This is a genomic window from Microvirga sp. BF8 (assembly GCF_059888585.1).
Genome location: NZ_CM187619.1, coordinates 3,073,722 through 3,088,523 on the forward strand (window position 1 = coordinate 3,073,722; position 14,802 = coordinate 3,088,523).

Consider the following 14,802-nt stretch of genomic DNA (forward strand, 5'->3'; position numbering starts at 1 on the left):
GAAGGGCGGAGCGGACTCTCGGGAGCCCGCTCCGGTCATGTTCGGCGGAGACGCCGTCTGCGGCGCCGGCGAGTTCCGGCTCAGCTGCGCTTCGGGGGCGACGCAGGCCAGCTCTTGATCAAGGTGTCATAATCGACCGTCTCACCCTTCGGCTTCTCGTTGGCGAGCTTGCGCTGCGGCGCGATATTGCCGGCGGCTTCGGACTTCTTGAACCATTCCTCGGCCGTGGTCTTCGGATTCAGCTTCGGGCCACACTCGCCCTGCACGTTGGCGCGCTCGAGACGTCCCAGCACTTCGTCCTGGGCTGCCGCGAGAGAGTCCATGGCCTGCTGCGGCGTCTTGGCGCCTGACGCCGCATCGCCGATGTTCTGCCACCAGAGCTGCGCGAGCTTGGGATAGTCCGGCACGTTGTTGCCGGTCGGCGTCCACTGCACGCGGGCGGGCGAGCGGTAGAACTCGATGAGGCCACCGAGTTTCGGCGCGCGCTCGGTGAAGCTCTTGTCCCAGATGTCGCTCTCACGAATGAAGGTCAGTCCAACGTGGCTCTTCTTCAGCGACACGGACTTGGAGGTCACGAACTGGGCGTAGAGCCAGGCGGCCTTGCGGCGCTCCAGCGGCGTGGACTTGAGGAGGGTCCAGGAGCCGGCGTCCTGATAGCCGAGCTTCATGCCCTCCTTCCAGTAGGATCCGTGCGGTGACGGAGCCATGCGCCATTTCGGCGTGCCGTCCTGGTTCACCACGGGAAGGCCTGGCTTCACCATGTCGGCGGTGAACGCGGTGTACCAGAAGATCTGCTGGGCGATGTTGCCCTGCGCAGGAACCGGTCCCGACTCGGAGAAGTTCATGCCGTTCGCCTGAGGCGGGGCGTATTTCTTCATCCAATCGAGGTATTTGGCGATCGAATAGACCGCCGCCGGGCCATTGGTGTCGCCGCCGCGCTCGACCGAGGACCCGACCGGACGGCAGCCTTCCATGCGGATGCCCCATTCGTCGACAGGAAGGCCGTTCGGAATGCCCTTATCGCCGTTGCCCGCCATCGACAGCCAGGCATCCGTGAAGCGCCAGCCGAGCGACGGGTCCTTCTTGCCGTAATCCATGTGGCCATAGACCTTGACGCCGTCGATCTCCTTCACGTCGTTGGTGAAGAATTCCGCAATGTCTTCATACGCCGACCAGTTCACCGGAACGCCAAGATCGTAACCATACTTGGCCTTGAACTTCTCCTTCAGGTCGGGACGCTGGAACCAGTCGTACCGGAACCAGTAGACGTTCGCGAACTGCTGATCGGGCAACTGGTACATCTTGCCGTCCGGTGCCGTCGTGAAGGACTTGCCGATGAAGTCGTTCACATCGAGCGTCGGAAGGGTGACGTCCTTGCCCTCGCCTGCCATCCAATCGTCGAGGGGAATGGCCTGCTTGTAGCGGAAATGCGTCCCGATGAGATCGGAATCGTTGACCCAGGCGTCGTAAAGATTGCGCCCGGACTGCATCTGCGTCTGGATCTTCTCCACCACGTCGCCCTCCTGAATGAGGTCGTGGGTGAGCTTGATCCCGGTGATTTCCGAGAAAGCCTTGGCGAGGGTGCGGGCCTCGTATTCGTGGGTCGTGATCGTCTCTGAAACCACGTTGATTTCCATGCCGGCGAAGGGCTTCGCGGCATTCACGAACCATTCCATCTCCTTCATCTGCTCGTCTTTGGACAAGGTCGAGGGCTGGAACTCGCTATCGACCCACTTCTTTGCCTCGTCCATTCCAGCGAAGGCCGTGCTCATTCCGAGGGCCATCGCCACCGTACTCGCCGACACAAGAAGTCTGAGACGCGATCTTGGCACCATTGGTTCTTCCTCCCGTGATCGATCGGCTTACCCGTCCGATCGGCTGTTCTCCCCGGCGCATTGCCACGGAGTCGTCTTGGGCCTCGCCCTCACACGTAGCGGAACACGAGGACCGCATAGATGAGGGAAAGGCCGAAGGCCCACCATAAGCTCGGGCCGACGAGCCCAAGCCAGGCCAAATGGATGAAGGCAGCGCCAAGAAGGGTGACGAACAGGCGGTCTCCCCGCGTCGTGGGGATGCGTAAGATCCCGACCCGCTCTGTTTCGGGCCGGTAGACCGCGAGCAGGGTCATCCCGACCAGCAAGATTGCGATGCCGGCGAAGAAGAGCGCCGTCTGCCACGTCCAGGCCATCCATGCGAAATCGGACATGCGACCCTCCTCACACCCGGCCCAGGGCGAAGCCCTTGGCGATGTAGTTGCGCACGAACCAGATCACGAGAGCGCCCGGCACGATGGTGAGCACGCCTGCCGCAGCGAGCAGGCCCCAGTCCATTCCGGAAGCCGAGACTGTCCGCGTCATCGTGGCGGCGATCGGCTTTGCGTTCACCGTGGTCAGGGTACGCGCCAGCAGCAGTTCGACCCAGGAGAACATAAAGCAGAAGAAGGCCGCGACGCCGATGCCGGATGCAATCAGCGGCATGAAGATCTTGATGAAGAAATGCGGGAAGGAATACCCGTCGATAGCCGCCGTCTCATCGATCTCCCGCGGCACTCCGGACATGAAGCCTTCGAGAATCCACACCGCGAGGGGGATGTTGAAGAGGCAGTGCGCCAGGGCGACCGCCCACGGCGTGTCGAACAGGCCGATGGCCGAATAGAGATTGAAGAATGGCAGAGCGAATACTGCGGGAGGCGCCATGCGGTTCGTCAGAAGCCAGAAGAACAGATGCTTGTCGCCGAGGAACCGGTATCGCGAGAAGGCATAGGCCGCCGGCAGTGCGAAAGAGATCGACAGGACCGTGTTGATGATCACATAGGTGAGCGAATTGATGTAGCCCGAGTACCAGCTCTCGTCGGTGAAGATCTTGATGTAATTGTCGAAGGTGATGTCCCTCGGCCAAAGGGTCAGACCGCTCGTGATCTCCAGGTTCGTCTTCAGGCTCATGTTCACGAGCCAGTAGATCGGCAACATCAGGAACACGAGATAGATGGTCATCACGACCGCTTTCCCGTTGATCCAGGGCCTGGCTACTGCGCGGTTTGCCGAGACATTCTGCGTCACGCCGTCCGACGTCCGACCGATGACGGCGGTATCGCTCATGCCTCGACCCTTTCGCGGTCAGCGTCCACGTTCGTCATGACGGTGTAGAACACCCAGCAGATGACCAGGATGATCAGATTGTACACGAGCGACATCGCTGCTGCCTTGCCGAGGTCGAACTGCCCAAGCGCCAGCTTGACCAGATCGATGGACAGGAAGGTGGTCGCGTTGCCAGGCCCGCCTCCGGTGAGTACGAAAGGCTCCGTATAGATCATGAACGAGTCCATGAAACGCAGAAGAACCGCGATCAGCAGGACGCGGCGCATCTTCGGCAACTGGATTGTGCGAAACACGGCCCATCGCGATGCGCCGTCGATGCGCGCCGCCTGGTAATAGGCATCGGGAATCGACTTCAGCCCGGCATAGCACAGGAGCGCCACCAAGCTCGTCCAATGCCACACGTCCATGACGACGATCGTGATCCAGGCATCAAGAGGATGGCCGGTGTAATTGTAGTCGATGCCGAGCGAGTTGACGGCCCAGCCGAGCAGCCCGATATCACCGCGGGCGAAGACCTGCCAGATCGTGCCGACCACGTTCCATGGGATGAGAAGCGGAAGCGCCATCAGCACGAGGCAGACCGCCACCCCCCAGCCCTCCCGTGGCATCGACAGGGCGACCAGGATCCCGAGCGGTACCTGGATCAAGAGGATGATCGCCGAGAACAGAAGCGTGCGCCACAGGGCGCCGAAGAAACGCCCGCCGAGTTCCTTGGACGGATCGAGCAGATCCTGGAACCAGGCGACGCCGTTCCAGAAGAACTGGTTATTGCCGAAGGTGTCCTGAACGGAATAGTTCACCACCGTCATGAGCGGCAGTACGGCGGAGAACGCGACGATGGCAAAGACGGGCAGAACCAGGAACCATGCCTTGTGATTGACGGTTTTCATCACGGCGCGCGTCCCTCCATCGGCTCGCCCGCGACGAGATGCCCGTCCGCATAGATGTGGATGCGTCCCGCATCGAAGATGAGTGCAGCCTCGTCGCCCTCGATGGAAATGTTGTCCGGTACGTTTGCGGCAAGGGGCTGCCCGGCCATTTCGACCCGTGCGATCCGCGCTCGTCCGATATCGTCGATACGCCTCAGGCGGACGGGCAGGCCCGATCCGCTGTGCTGGAGCCTGACGAATTCTGGACGAATGCCGAGCTCGATCCGCTGCGCCCGCGGCAGATCGGGATAGACGCGCCGAAGCGCCACCGGTTCGTCGCCGACATAGGCTGTCGCGCCCTCGATCCGGCACGGCAGGATGTTCATGCCCGGAGAACCGATGAAATGGCCCACGAAGGTGTGGGCCGGACGTTCGAACAGTTCCTCCGGCGTCCCCGTCTGCACCACGGCGCCATCGTGCATGACGACGACCTTGTCCGCGAAGGTCAGGGCCTCCGTCTGGTCGTGCGTGACGTAGATCATGGTGATGTCGAGAGCGCGGTGAATCTCCTTCAGAGTCGAGCGCAGCTGCCATTTCAGATGCGGATCGATGACCGTCAGCGGTTCGTCGAAGAGGATTGCGGCCACGTCGGGCCGCACGAGACCGCGCCCGAGCGAGATCTTCTGCTTCATGTCCGCCGTGAGATTGCTGGCCTTGCGGTCGAGGACGCGGGTCAGGTCGAGGAGGCGGGCGATCTCCTGGACCCGGGCGGCCGTCCTTTCCCGTGGGGCGCCACGGTTCTTGAGCGGAAAAGCCAGGTTCTCCCTGACCGTCATGGTGTCATAGACCACCGGGAACTGAAAGACCTGAGCGATGTTGCGCGCCTCCGTCGGCAGATCGGTCACGTCGCGGTCATCGAATCGGATACGGCCGCGCGTCGGACGCACCAGTCCCGAGATGATGTTGAGAAGGGTGGTCTTGCCGCAGCCGGAGGGACCGAGCAGGGCGTAGGCACCACCCTGATCCCAGACGTGGTCGATTTCCTTGAGGGCGTAATCCTGGGGGCCGCGCGGATCGGGCCGGTAGGCGTGGGCGAGATGGTCGAGGGTGATCCGGGCCATGGCGTCCTCCCTAAGCCGCCTTTAGGGTGACGCCTGTCCCGGCGAGATTGCCCGACTCATGGAACAGGAACAGGCGGCGCGGATCGAGAAAAGCCGTGACCGGCGATCCCGGCTCAAGGCGTTTCACGCCGGGAACCAGGGCCACGAAGCGGTGGTGTCCCGCGTCCAGATGGACGAAGCTTTCCGAGCCGGTAATCTCCGCGACGGACACGGTCGCCGGAATGGCGATCGCATCGTCCGATCCGGCTTCGAGAGCGAGATGATGGGCGCGGAATCCAACCGTGTAGGCACCGTCCGGAACCGTCGCGAAGATGCCCGCTGCGCGAATGTCCCCGCCGGTGCTCAGGGTGACGATGGCCCCTGCTCTGTGAGCCGTCAGCGTGTTGAGGGGTGGGTCGGAGAACACCCGTGCGGTGGTGATGTCGTGCGGCTGGCGATAGACCTGCGGTGTCGGGCCGAATTGCGTCACCCGCCCCTCGAAAAGCGTCGCCGTGTTGCCGCCCAGAAGCAGCGCTTCGGAGGGCTCAGTGGTCGCATAGACGAAGATCGCGCCGGACGCTGCGAAGACTTTCGGCAATTCCTCCCGCAGTTCCTCGCGCAGTTTGTAATCGAGGTTTGCGAGCGGTTCGTCGAGCAGGACAAGGTCGGCCCGTTTCACGAGAGCGCGTGCAATCGCGGTTCGCTGCTGTTGTCCTCCGGACAGATTGAGTGGCTTGCGGTCGAGATAGGGCTCGAGCTGCAACAGCCTCGCGGCCTCCTTCACGCGACTCTCGATCTCGTTTCTTGGAAGACGCGCGACGCGCAGCGGCGAGGCGATATTCTCGTACACCGTGAAGGACGGATAATTGATGAACTGCTGGTAGACCATTGCGACGCTGCGGCGCTGCACCGGCCAGCCCGTCACGTCCTTGCCGTCCACGTGGATGCGCCCCGTCGTCGGCGCATCGAGGCCGGCCATCAGCCGCATGAGCGAGGTCTTGCCCGCGAGCGTGGCGCCAAGGAGTACATTGAGAGAGCCACGCATAAGAGACAGGGATACGTCCGCGATATGGGTCTCCGACCCTACCGACTTTCCAACGTGATCGAGAACCAGCGACATGGCTCACGCCCCACGGTCGGATAGCCGCGGGCCGAGCCGCCTTCCGCCACGCAGACGTCCGGACACGGTCCCAAGGGATCGCGCACATCCGGCACCGCGGAACCGTTCCTCCAAGCGCTCCTCCCTGAAGCCCTCGTGCGATTCGGTCGTTTCTTGTCATTGTTATCGTAGAGCTTAAGTTGAGCGCCAAGGGAGCGCAAGGGCTCGCGCGTATCCGCCGGGAGCGGCCGGGACCGCCCAATTCTCAAAGCAGGGGACCTCTTCCACAATGAATGCCTTCTCGAACACTCTTCTCGCCGGACGGACGGCTCTGGTGACGGCGGCAGCGCAAGGCATCGGCCGCGCTTCGGCCCTGGCCCTGGCGGATGCGGGCGCGACGGTCTATGCAATGGATATCAATGAAACGGCCCTCTCGGCGCTCGCGGACGAGCGCCCGGCGATCGAAACCCTGGCGATGGACGTCAGGAAGGTCGCTTCCATCGAGGCCGCGCGCGCCCGCACCGGCCCCGTCGATATCCTGTTCAATTGCGCCGGCACGGTCCACCAGGGTCCCGTGCTCGAGTGCGACGAGGAGGCCTGGGACCTTTCCATGGACCTCAACGTCACGGCCATGTTCCGCACGATCCGGGCCTATCTCCCGGCCATGCTCCAGCAGGGCCGCGGTTCGATCATCAACATGAGTTCGGTCGCGGGCGCCGTGAAGGGCGTGGCGAACCGCGCGGCGTATTGTGCCACGAAGGCGGCGGTTGCCGGCCTGACAAGGTCCATCGCAGCCGACTACGTGACGAAAGGCATCCGCTGCAACGCCATCTGCCCCGGCACGGTGGAGACGCCGTCCCTCCACGAACGCATGCTCGCGCAGGGCGACTACGAGAAGGCTCGCACCGCCTTCATTGCCCGCCAACCCATGGGACGCCTGGGAAAGCCTGAGGAAATTGCCGACCTGGTCGTCTATCTGGCCAGTGATGCCGCCGCCTATACGACCGGCCAGCTGCACGTCATCGACGGCGGCTGGACCGGCTGATCGGGCACGGACAGCGATGTGACAACGAGGCCCTGTCGCTTACACGATCAGGAAATCCCCCGCCGTCATCTTGAGGCTTTTCGTCACCTGAGCGAACTGGACAGGAGCGGCCCAGCCGGTGCCGTCCGCATCGTAGGAGATCAAGCCGGTCGTCGCATCGTAGATGATACGGTCGGAAGCATCATGAGCTCTCGCTCCGGTCCAGAACTCACCCGGATCGAGAAAGCCCGAGGTTCCGGCGGCGGAAAAAATCAAGTGGTCGAGTGCGATGGTGTCGTCGACCGGGTTGAAATCGACGATGCGGTCAAGGTTGGTGTTGCGGTTTAGCGTCGCGGTGAACATGAAGGCATCGGCCCCCGCACCTCCCGTCAACACGTCGTTCCCGGCGCCGCCGATCAGGGTATCGTTTCCGCCGAGACCGCTGAGCCGGTCGTTGCCCGCGCCGCCGTTCAGGACATTGGCCGTTGCGTTCCCGGTGATGGTGTCGTTACCCCTTCCGCCCGTGGCGTTCTCGATCAGCGAACGCGGATCATCCTCGAATTGCAGGGCGTTTGCGATGTTGCCTCGCGCCGTATGGCCGCTCCCGAGTTGCGCCAACTGCGACGTCGACAGAGTCGACCACGCTCCGGGGCGGAGATCCACGGAGAGGTTCGTCGCGTAGTTGGAAAGATCGTAGGTATCGATGCCGCCGCCGTCCCAGATCGTCTCGAAGATGCGATTGGCGCCGGGCGCAGCCTGCCCCTGCCCATCGATGAAGGCCTGTCCCGTCGTCGGATCGAAGCGGTAGATGGTATTACTGGAATGGGTGGAGAAATTTGCACCGTACATATGCTGCAGGGCAGCAATATCATCCATCATCAGGGACTGGGCATATCCCCAGGTCTCGTTCTCCACATATTGACCGGCCGCTCCCACATAGGAGCGGTAGGTCATGACGGAAAACTCCATCGAGTCATGCGCGTATGGCAGCGCTCCATAAACCCCAGTCTCGTTTCCATGCTTCAGGCCGAGTGAATGGCCCAGTTCGTGCAGGAACGTGTAGAAGCCGTAATTGCCCAACCGGGGCGCATCGTACCAGCCATTCGCGGTGCCGAACCAGGTATCCCCGGCCTCCTGATAATCCGCAGGAGTGTAGGTCCAGGCGGACGAGGGAGCGCCGGACATGGCGAGCCGCAGGGTTGCGTGCGCGGTCCCCGTTTCCTGGATTTCGGTAAAGGTCAGGTTCGTGACCGCGGCGATCGATCCAAGCACGGCCTGCGCGGCGGCGATCTGCTGGGAATTGAGTGGCCTGAAGCCGTCCTGCGGCTCCCCCTGGCCGTAGCCCGAGCCGTAAAACGATGCGTTGGTTGGAAAGCTATATGTGAGATTGTTTGAGTTCCACATCAGCCCCGAAAACAGGGCATCTATCTCTTGATCGCCGGTGCGCCCGACTGAAACTGTGCTCGACATTACCGTCCCTTGTACTGTTCGGGACCAGAGAGCGTACGGGAGAACTTTGCCGTAGCCCTATATCTCTTAAGAGGTAAAAGCCCGACTAAATGACTGTCGTTATTAAGAATTTCGGCCTAACAATACGCCTTCAGCCCCGCTTGAGGACGATAGGCCCAGAACCGAGGCACGAAATCCTTGGCATCGTTCGAACCGTCAGAACAGTGATTCGACCCAGGTTGTCATGCAGGGCCAGCAATGGCCGTCGCCGTCCATGTCCGAAAACCGCGAGCATCCCCGCTTCGGTGGTGGCAGGATGAGCCCATGACGAATCTCGATCCCACCGCCTGCTACAGGGCCCTTCAGTCCCGGGACTCCCGCTTCGATGGACGCATATTCGTCGGAGTCACCTCGACCGGGATTTACTGCCGCCCGATCTGCCCAGCCTCCACGGCCAAGTTCGAGAATTGCCGGTTCTTTCCTTCGGCTGCGGCGGCCCAGGAGGCAGGCTTTCGCCCCTGCCTCCGCTGCCGTCCGGAGACCGCGCCGGATCTCGGCTCCTGGCGGGGCACATCCAACACCGTTTCGCGTGGCCTCGCCCTGATCGCGGAAGGCGCCCTGGACGGCGAAGGGGCCAGCGTCGAGGCTCTCGCGGCCCGGCTGGGTGTCGGCGAACGCCAGCTCCGCCGCCTGTTCCAGGAGCATCTCGGCGTGACGCCGATCGCGGTTGCGCAGACGCGGCGCATTCTTTTCGCCAAGCAGCTGATCCATGACACGCAACTGCCCATGTCCGAGATCGCCATGGCTGCGGGATTCGGCAGTGTGCGACGTTTCAACGAGACCTTCCAGACGCTCTACCGTCGTCCGCCGAGTGCGATCCGCAACAGGAAGGTGCATGCGCTTCCTGAAGGCTCGTCGGCGACCATCGGCGTCAGGGTTCGGCTCCGTTATCGCGCTCCGTATGACTGGGACGCCATGCTCTCATTCCTAAAGGCGCGCGCCATCGACGGCGTGGAATTTGTGGATGAGAGGGTCTACCGCAGAACTATCCTGCAGGATGGCATGATCGGAACGGTCGCGATCTCCCACCTGCCCGAAAAGGAAAGCCTGGAGGCGACCATCCGATTCCCCGGTGTCCGTGCGTTGCCTGGCATCGTGGCGCGGGTGCGCCGGGTCTTCGACCTCAGCGCCGATGTTATGACTGTCTCCAGTCACCTGGCCCAGGACCCCCAGCTCGCGGTGCTTATCGCGGCAAGGCCGGGACTTCGCGTGCCCGGAGGTTGGGATGGATTCGAAATGGCCATGCGCGCAATCCTTGGCCAGCAGGTCTCCGTGGAGGCTGGTCGCCAGCTCGGAAGCAAGCTCACCCGGATCTGCGGCACAGCGGTCCCGGCGCCGCAGGCCCAAGGCGAGCCGCTCACGATTGCCTTTCCGACGGCGTCGCAGGTGTTGCAGGCAGATCTCACGCCGCTCGGCATGCCGCAGGCGCGCAAGGCCGCCCTGAAGGCAATTGCCGACGCGGCCGTTACGGATCCAGATCTATTTCGTCCGCTCGCTACGGTTGAGGAAACGGTGGCGCGCCTCTGCTCCATTCGCGGCATTGGGGAGTGGACGGCACACTACATTGCCCTGCGTGCCGTCCGCGAGCCGGATGCTTTTCCCGCAAGCGATGTCGGGTTGCTGCGCGGCGCCGCCGGCCAGGACGGGACGAGACCCTCGCCTCACGAATTGCAGAAGCGCGCGGAAGCCTGGCGTCCCTGGCGTGCCTATGCGGCGCAGCATCTCTGGGCTGCCGACAGCCGGGGCGAATGACGTGACCACGACACCACTTCCGCTCTCGGGTTGACGCACCCGGGAAGCCACACGAATGTCCCCAACGTCATCTCATCACGGAGTCTCCGATGAACGCACGACCTGACGCAGCGATAGCATTTCAGCGCCTGCACGAGGGGCCCCAGCCTCTGATCCTCACCAACGCGTGGGATGCCGGAACGGCGCGAATGATGGAAAGTCTCGGCAGCAAAGCCGTCGCGACAACCAGTGCCGGCGTCGCCTGGGCCCACGGCTATGCGGATGGCGACACACTTCCCGTGGACCTTCTCGTAGCGACGGTTTCCTCCATCACGCGCGTCGTCAAGGTTCCCGTGAGTGCCGACATTGAAGGCGGGTATTCGGATGACCCGGACGCGGTCGGCGACATCGTGGCCCGCATCATCGATGCCGGCGTCGTCGGCATCAACATCGAGGATGGAGTAACACCGCCCGACCTGCTCTGCGCAAAGATCGAGAAAGCGCGGAAGGTCGCAAGCGCGCGTGGCGTCGATCTCTACATCAATGCGCGCACGGACGTTTACCTGCGTGGTCTCGCCCCGCAGGATTCGCGGGTCGAGGAAACGCTCGCCCGCGCCGCGCGTTACCGGGATGCGGGCGCGAGCGGGATCTTCGTCCCGGGCGCGACGGCGCCGGACGACATTCGCCGGATCGCGGCGGGGAGCGGCCTGCCTCTTAACGTGATGGCGCGTCCCGGCCTGCCTCCTGCTTCCGAACTCGGGCAACTGGGCGTGCGCCGACTGAGCGCGGGATCGGCATTGTCGGAAGCGCTTCTGAGCCAGCTGTCCAAGCTCGCAAAATCGTTCCTCGAGGCGGGCGACTCTGATGCTATCTGTGTGGCGAAATCCTACGGGGAACTCAACGCGCTGATGGCTGGTCGCTGACCGTCGGTGACACCAGGATGGAACCAGGATCGTCCGTGAGCATTCAGAGTTGGTTCACGGGCGGTTGAATAGGGTCGTTTTCATGACCGTCCGGATAGCTCCGGCCGACCCTGTGGAGAGTTCAATGTTGAACCGCGTTGTCCTGGCCTCGCTGGCGCTCGCCGGTGCTCTTATCGCCGGCGGTCCTGCAACTGCCCAATATTATGACGATGACGGGTATTACGGTCCGCCACGGTCCCGTCAGTACGAAGAATATCCAGGACCGCGTCCCCGTTATGCACCTCCGGGATATCGCGATGACTACGCTCCTCGGCGGCGCAGGGGCGGAGGCCAATGGGACTGTAATGCGAGCCGCTGCATCGACGTGTCGACGGGTGAGTTGTGGGAATCAACCTGCAATAACCGTGGCTGCTTCCCGCTCCGGCCGGCCCGCCAGCGGGGGCGCGGCTGGTAGAGATCTGCTGGGATTTCACGGAAGGGCGCGGGTAAATGGCTGTCGGGTCGGCTGTCCCCCGCATCGGGACTAGTTCCGTCACGAAACGGCGCGCCGACCAAGCTTGTGAAATCGCTTGACCAGCCTGTCCCGTTTCAGCCTTGACAGGCGGTCGAGCCAGAAGATGCCATCAAGCTGATCGATTTCGTGCTGCAGGCAGACCGCCAGGAAGCCCTCCGCATTTTCTTCGCGCATCGCGCCGTCGGTGTCCTGAAAGGCGACTCGGACATGTGCCGAACGCTCGATCTCGTCGGTTATTCCCGGCATCGAGACACTGCCCTCCACATGCCGGATCGTTTCATCGGAGAACCAGACGATCCGCGGGTTGACGTAGATCCTCGGCTCCCTCGCGGGCTCGAGTTGGATCACGGTCACGCGCTCGAGGATTCCGAGGTGCGGCGCCGTGATGCCGACACCGGGCGCCGCATGCATCGTGTCGACCAGATCGCGGACCAGTTCCATCAATGCTGCATCGAAGGCTCTTACGGGCTCCGCCCGCAAGTGGAGGCGGGGATCGGGAAAATAGACAAGGGGCTGCACCGCCAAGATACCGTCTCCGTTTCGGGCTTGCCTATTGTTTCTGCGGCATCGGCGCGACGCGCAAGCCGAAGTGTTTCAAAGGTGGGGAAGGCAAGGCCCGGCCTCAGGGGCGCTGCAGACGAAGGATGATCTCCCGGGCCGCACGTTCTCCTTCCAGCGAGGCGCCGCCAACGGTCATGGCACCGCCGCCTGCGCTCGCTTCGCCGGCGAGCCAGACCCGCTCGCCGACAGGAATGCGCAAGGCCTGTCGTGCAGCCAGGTGGCCCGGCGTCACGATGGAATACGAGCCACGGGAATATGGATCGTTCCACCATCCGGCAAGCCGTCCGCCCGATAGCCGCTCGCGAATGCGGCCTCCGACCATGGTGGCGAGACGCCCGACGGCATAGTCGATGGCTGCGCTTTCGCCTGCGGCACAAAGGTCGCGGGCATGATCGCCCCCAAAATAGGCGAGAACGATATCCTGGCCGTCCGGCCAGAACTCGAAGCTCGTCACTGCACCGCTGGGATCGATATCGGTGAGATCCGTCGCTTCCACCGCGCCGAAGCGCGCCCGGTCCACATGAAGGGCGATCTTGGTCAGCGCTCCCATATGGAGGCCGTCCAGCGCCTTCAGGGTTTCCGGGGGAAGGCCTGGGCTGAAGCGCAGGCTTTCCGCCTGAAGCACCCCTACAGGCACCGTCACGATGGCCAGGCGCGCCGTCACGGTTCCATCCGGGGTCTCCGCCTCGACCCGCCCCTCGCCCCAGCGCAGTTGCGTCACCGGCGTGTTCAGACGAACGGGAATATCGGCGCCATGCTGAGCCACCAGGGCACCATATCCGCCCAGGGGGATGAAATCGTCGCCGCTCCAGAGCTGATCATAATCCTGGACGGACACGCGCTCCGGTTCCTCGCCCAAGGCAAACAGTGTAATTCCATCGGCCGCGGCGGCGATTTCCGGCGTCTTTCCTTCTACGGCATCCGCAAAAGACGTATCGACGGAGCCGGTTGCCTCGAGCAGGTCCTCGAGATCACGATAGGCGGCCCGTCGTCGGCGCCGCTCGCTTTCGGGCAGGGGCACCCCATTGCGAAAGACGCGGAACCCGCCACTGGTCTCGACATTGAGGGCAACATTCAGATCGACCGCGATCTGCCGCCAGGGATTGCGTTCGGCCCAGTGGATATAATGGGCACCGGCATCGAAATAAGCGCCGAGAATTCGATCCGTGTGGGCCCGTCCACCGATCCGCGGACGCGCTTCGAGGACCGCCGTCGTAAGGCCGGCCTGCCGGAGGACCTTGGCGGCCGCGATGCCCGCGGCGCCTGCACCGACGACAAGCACATCCGTGTCTGCTGCCCGGACCCGGTGAACAAAGGGAGCGGACGCTGCGCCGGCTAGAAGACCGCGTCGGGTAATCCGCATGGCACCGTGCCTTCGCTGGGGACCGATGGGAGAATTTCTGCAACCTTCGGCGCAGGCACCCGACTCTAGTCCGGATTGGCGCGAATTTAGGGCGCCGTCACGCGTCGCGGAAATAGGGCTCGACGGGACCTTTCAGCTTGATGGTGAGCGGATTGCCAGCGCGGTCCTTGGTGTTTCCAACGGAAAGACGCACCCAGCCCTCGCTGACGCAGTACTCCTCCACATTGGTCTTCTCCGCGCCCTTGAAGCGGATGCCGACGCCGCGTTCCAGGATGGCAGCGTCGTAATAGGGACTCTTCGGATCCGTGGAGAGACGATCGGGAGGGGTATCGGTCATGGAATTGGCCTTCGGCTCGCTAGGGTTCGACTGCCCATAGCCGCTCCGGCGCGGTTTTCCAACCACGGCTGTGCCAGGCAAGCCGCCGATGCCCCTTGCCCAGGACTGTCGCCCAGCTGCCATGCCAGAGCTCGCCGAAACAATGCATAGACGACCTTGTGCCAGGGACAGACACGGTTTATATAGCGTACATATCATTAGCTATCTATTAATGTTGTCCCTATGAAAACCACCCGCCCGGGCACCCGCGTCGCGTTCATCGACGAGCTGACAAAGGTCAGCCGCAAGCTGCGCACGGCATTCGACGCCAAGGTTAAGGCCAACGGCCTGACCATGGCGCGGGCGCGTACTCTGCTGCGCCTGCTTCGGAAGGATTGCATGACCCAGACCGAGCTGGCGGTAGAACTCGAAATCGAAGGTCCGACGCTCGTCCCTCTCCTCGACAATCTCGAGACTCAGGGCCTGATCGAACGCCGACCGGTCGAGGGGGACCGGCGCGCCAAGCACATTGCCCTGACGGGTGACGGCCGCGCACAGGCGAGCCTTGTGAGCCAACTCGCAGACGATGTCCGGGAGATCGTTCTGGCAGACGTGACGGAGGACGATCTCCAGGCCGCCATTCGTGTCTTTCACGCGATGTCGCGCAACATCGAGGCCGCCACGTGACCGCTGGC

General features: G+C 63.2%; 14 protein-coding genes. 4 read left to right on the forward strand and 10 right to left on the reverse strand.

The window, feature by feature from the left end; genetic code table 11:
• Positions 1-80 precede the first annotated feature (80 nt).
• The 6 genes from AC522E_RS14630 to AC522E_RS14655 all read right to left on the reverse strand — a co-directional run bounded on the left by AC522E_RS14630 (position 81) and on the right by AC522E_RS14655 (position 6,187).
• A complete protein-coding gene (locus tag AC522E_RS14630; protein ID WP_500750709.1) occupies positions 81-1,784 on the reverse strand; it encodes an ABC transporter substrate-binding protein in 1,704 nt (567 codons plus the stop codon).
• 140 nt (positions 1,785-1,924) lie between these two features.
• A complete protein-coding gene (locus AC522E_RS14635; RefSeq protein WP_500746989.1) occupies positions 1,925-2,206 on the reverse strand; it encodes a DUF2160 domain-containing protein in 282 nt (93 codons plus the stop codon).
• Between the two features lie 10 nt (positions 2,207-2,216).
• Positions 2,217-2,993, reverse strand: coding sequence for a carbohydrate ABC transporter permease (locus tag AC522E_RS14640; RefSeq protein ID WP_500750711.1), 777 nt, complete (start codon positions 2,991-2,993; stop codon positions 2,217-2,219).
• Positions 2,994-3,094: 101 nt separating this feature from the next.
• Positions 3,095-3,991 (reverse strand): carbohydrate ABC transporter permease, encoded by an 897-nt coding sequence (locus AC522E_RS14645; RefSeq protein WP_500746990.1) that lies wholly within the window; start codon positions 3,989-3,991, stop codon positions 3,095-3,097.
• Positions 3,988-5,088 (reverse strand): ABC transporter ATP-binding protein, encoded by a 1,101-nt coding sequence (locus AC522E_RS14650; protein WP_500746991.1) that lies wholly within the window; start codon positions 5,086-5,088, stop codon positions 3,988-3,990. Before AC522E_RS14650 ends, AC522E_RS14645 begins: the two co-directional genes overlap by 4 nt.
• A gap of 10 nt (positions 5,089-5,098) precedes the next feature.
• Complete coding sequence (locus tag AC522E_RS14655; RefSeq protein WP_500746992.1) at positions 5,099-6,187, reverse strand: ABC transporter ATP-binding protein; 1,089 nt, start codon at positions 6,185-6,187, stop codon at positions 5,099-5,101.
• Positions 6,188-6,455: 268 nt separating this feature from the next.
• Here AC522E_RS14655 and AC522E_RS14660 point away from each other — a divergent pair, with 268 nt between their 5' ends.
• Positions 6,456-7,211, forward strand: coding sequence for an SDR family oxidoreductase (locus AC522E_RS14660; RefSeq protein ID WP_500746993.1), 756 nt, complete (start codon positions 6,456-6,458; stop codon positions 7,209-7,211).
• Between the two features lie 39 nt (positions 7,212-7,250).
• Here the strand turns inward: AC522E_RS14660 and AC522E_RS14665 are convergent, their stop codons facing one another.
• On the reverse strand, positions 7,251-8,660 hold the full coding sequence (locus AC522E_RS14665) for a M10 family metallopeptidase (RefSeq protein ID WP_500746994.1): 1,410 nt from the start codon (positions 8,658-8,660) through the stop codon (positions 7,251-7,253).
• 303 nt (positions 8,661-8,963) lie between these two features.
• On the opposite strand from AC522E_RS14665, the gene AC522E_RS14670 reads away from it, so the two are divergent.
• A complete protein-coding gene (locus AC522E_RS14670) occupies positions 8,964-10,451 on the forward strand; it encodes a DNA-3-methyladenine glycosylase 2 family protein (protein WP_500746995.1) in 1,488 nt (495 codons plus the stop codon).
• An 89-nt stretch (positions 10,452-10,540) separates the two neighbouring features.
• Positions 10,541-11,353: an isocitrate lyase/PEP mutase family protein gene (locus AC522E_RS14675; protein WP_500746996.1), complete on the forward strand. Its 813-nt coding sequence runs from the start codon at positions 10,541-10,543 to the stop codon at positions 11,351-11,353.
• A gap of 532 nt (positions 11,354-11,885) precedes the next feature.
• Here AC522E_RS14675 and AC522E_RS14680 read toward each other — a convergent pair.
• The 3 genes from AC522E_RS14680 to AC522E_RS14690 all read right to left on the reverse strand — a co-directional run bounded on the left by AC522E_RS14680 (position 11,886) and on the right by AC522E_RS14690 (position 14,128).
• Positions 11,886-12,392, reverse strand: a complete 507-nt coding sequence (locus AC522E_RS14680; protein ID WP_500746997.1) for a peptide deformylase — start codon at positions 12,390-12,392, stop codon at positions 11,886-11,888.
• Positions 12,393-12,489: 97 nt separating this feature from the next.
• Positions 12,490-13,791, reverse strand: coding sequence for a flavin monoamine oxidase family protein (locus AC522E_RS14685; protein WP_500746998.1), 1,302 nt, complete (start codon positions 13,789-13,791; stop codon positions 12,490-12,492).
• Positions 13,792-13,888: 97 nt separating this feature from the next.
• Positions 13,889-14,128: a DUF3297 family protein gene (locus AC522E_RS14690; RefSeq protein ID WP_500746999.1), complete on the reverse strand. Its 240-nt coding sequence runs from the start codon at positions 14,126-14,128 to the stop codon at positions 13,889-13,891.
• Positions 14,129-14,350: 222 nt separating this feature from the next.
• On the opposite strand from AC522E_RS14690, the gene AC522E_RS14695 reads away from it, so the two are divergent.
• Positions 14,351-14,794, forward strand: coding sequence for a MarR family winged helix-turn-helix transcriptional regulator (locus AC522E_RS14695; protein ID WP_500747000.1), 444 nt, complete (start codon positions 14,351-14,353; stop codon positions 14,792-14,794).
• The last annotated feature ends 8 nt before the right edge of the window (positions 14,795-14,802 follow it).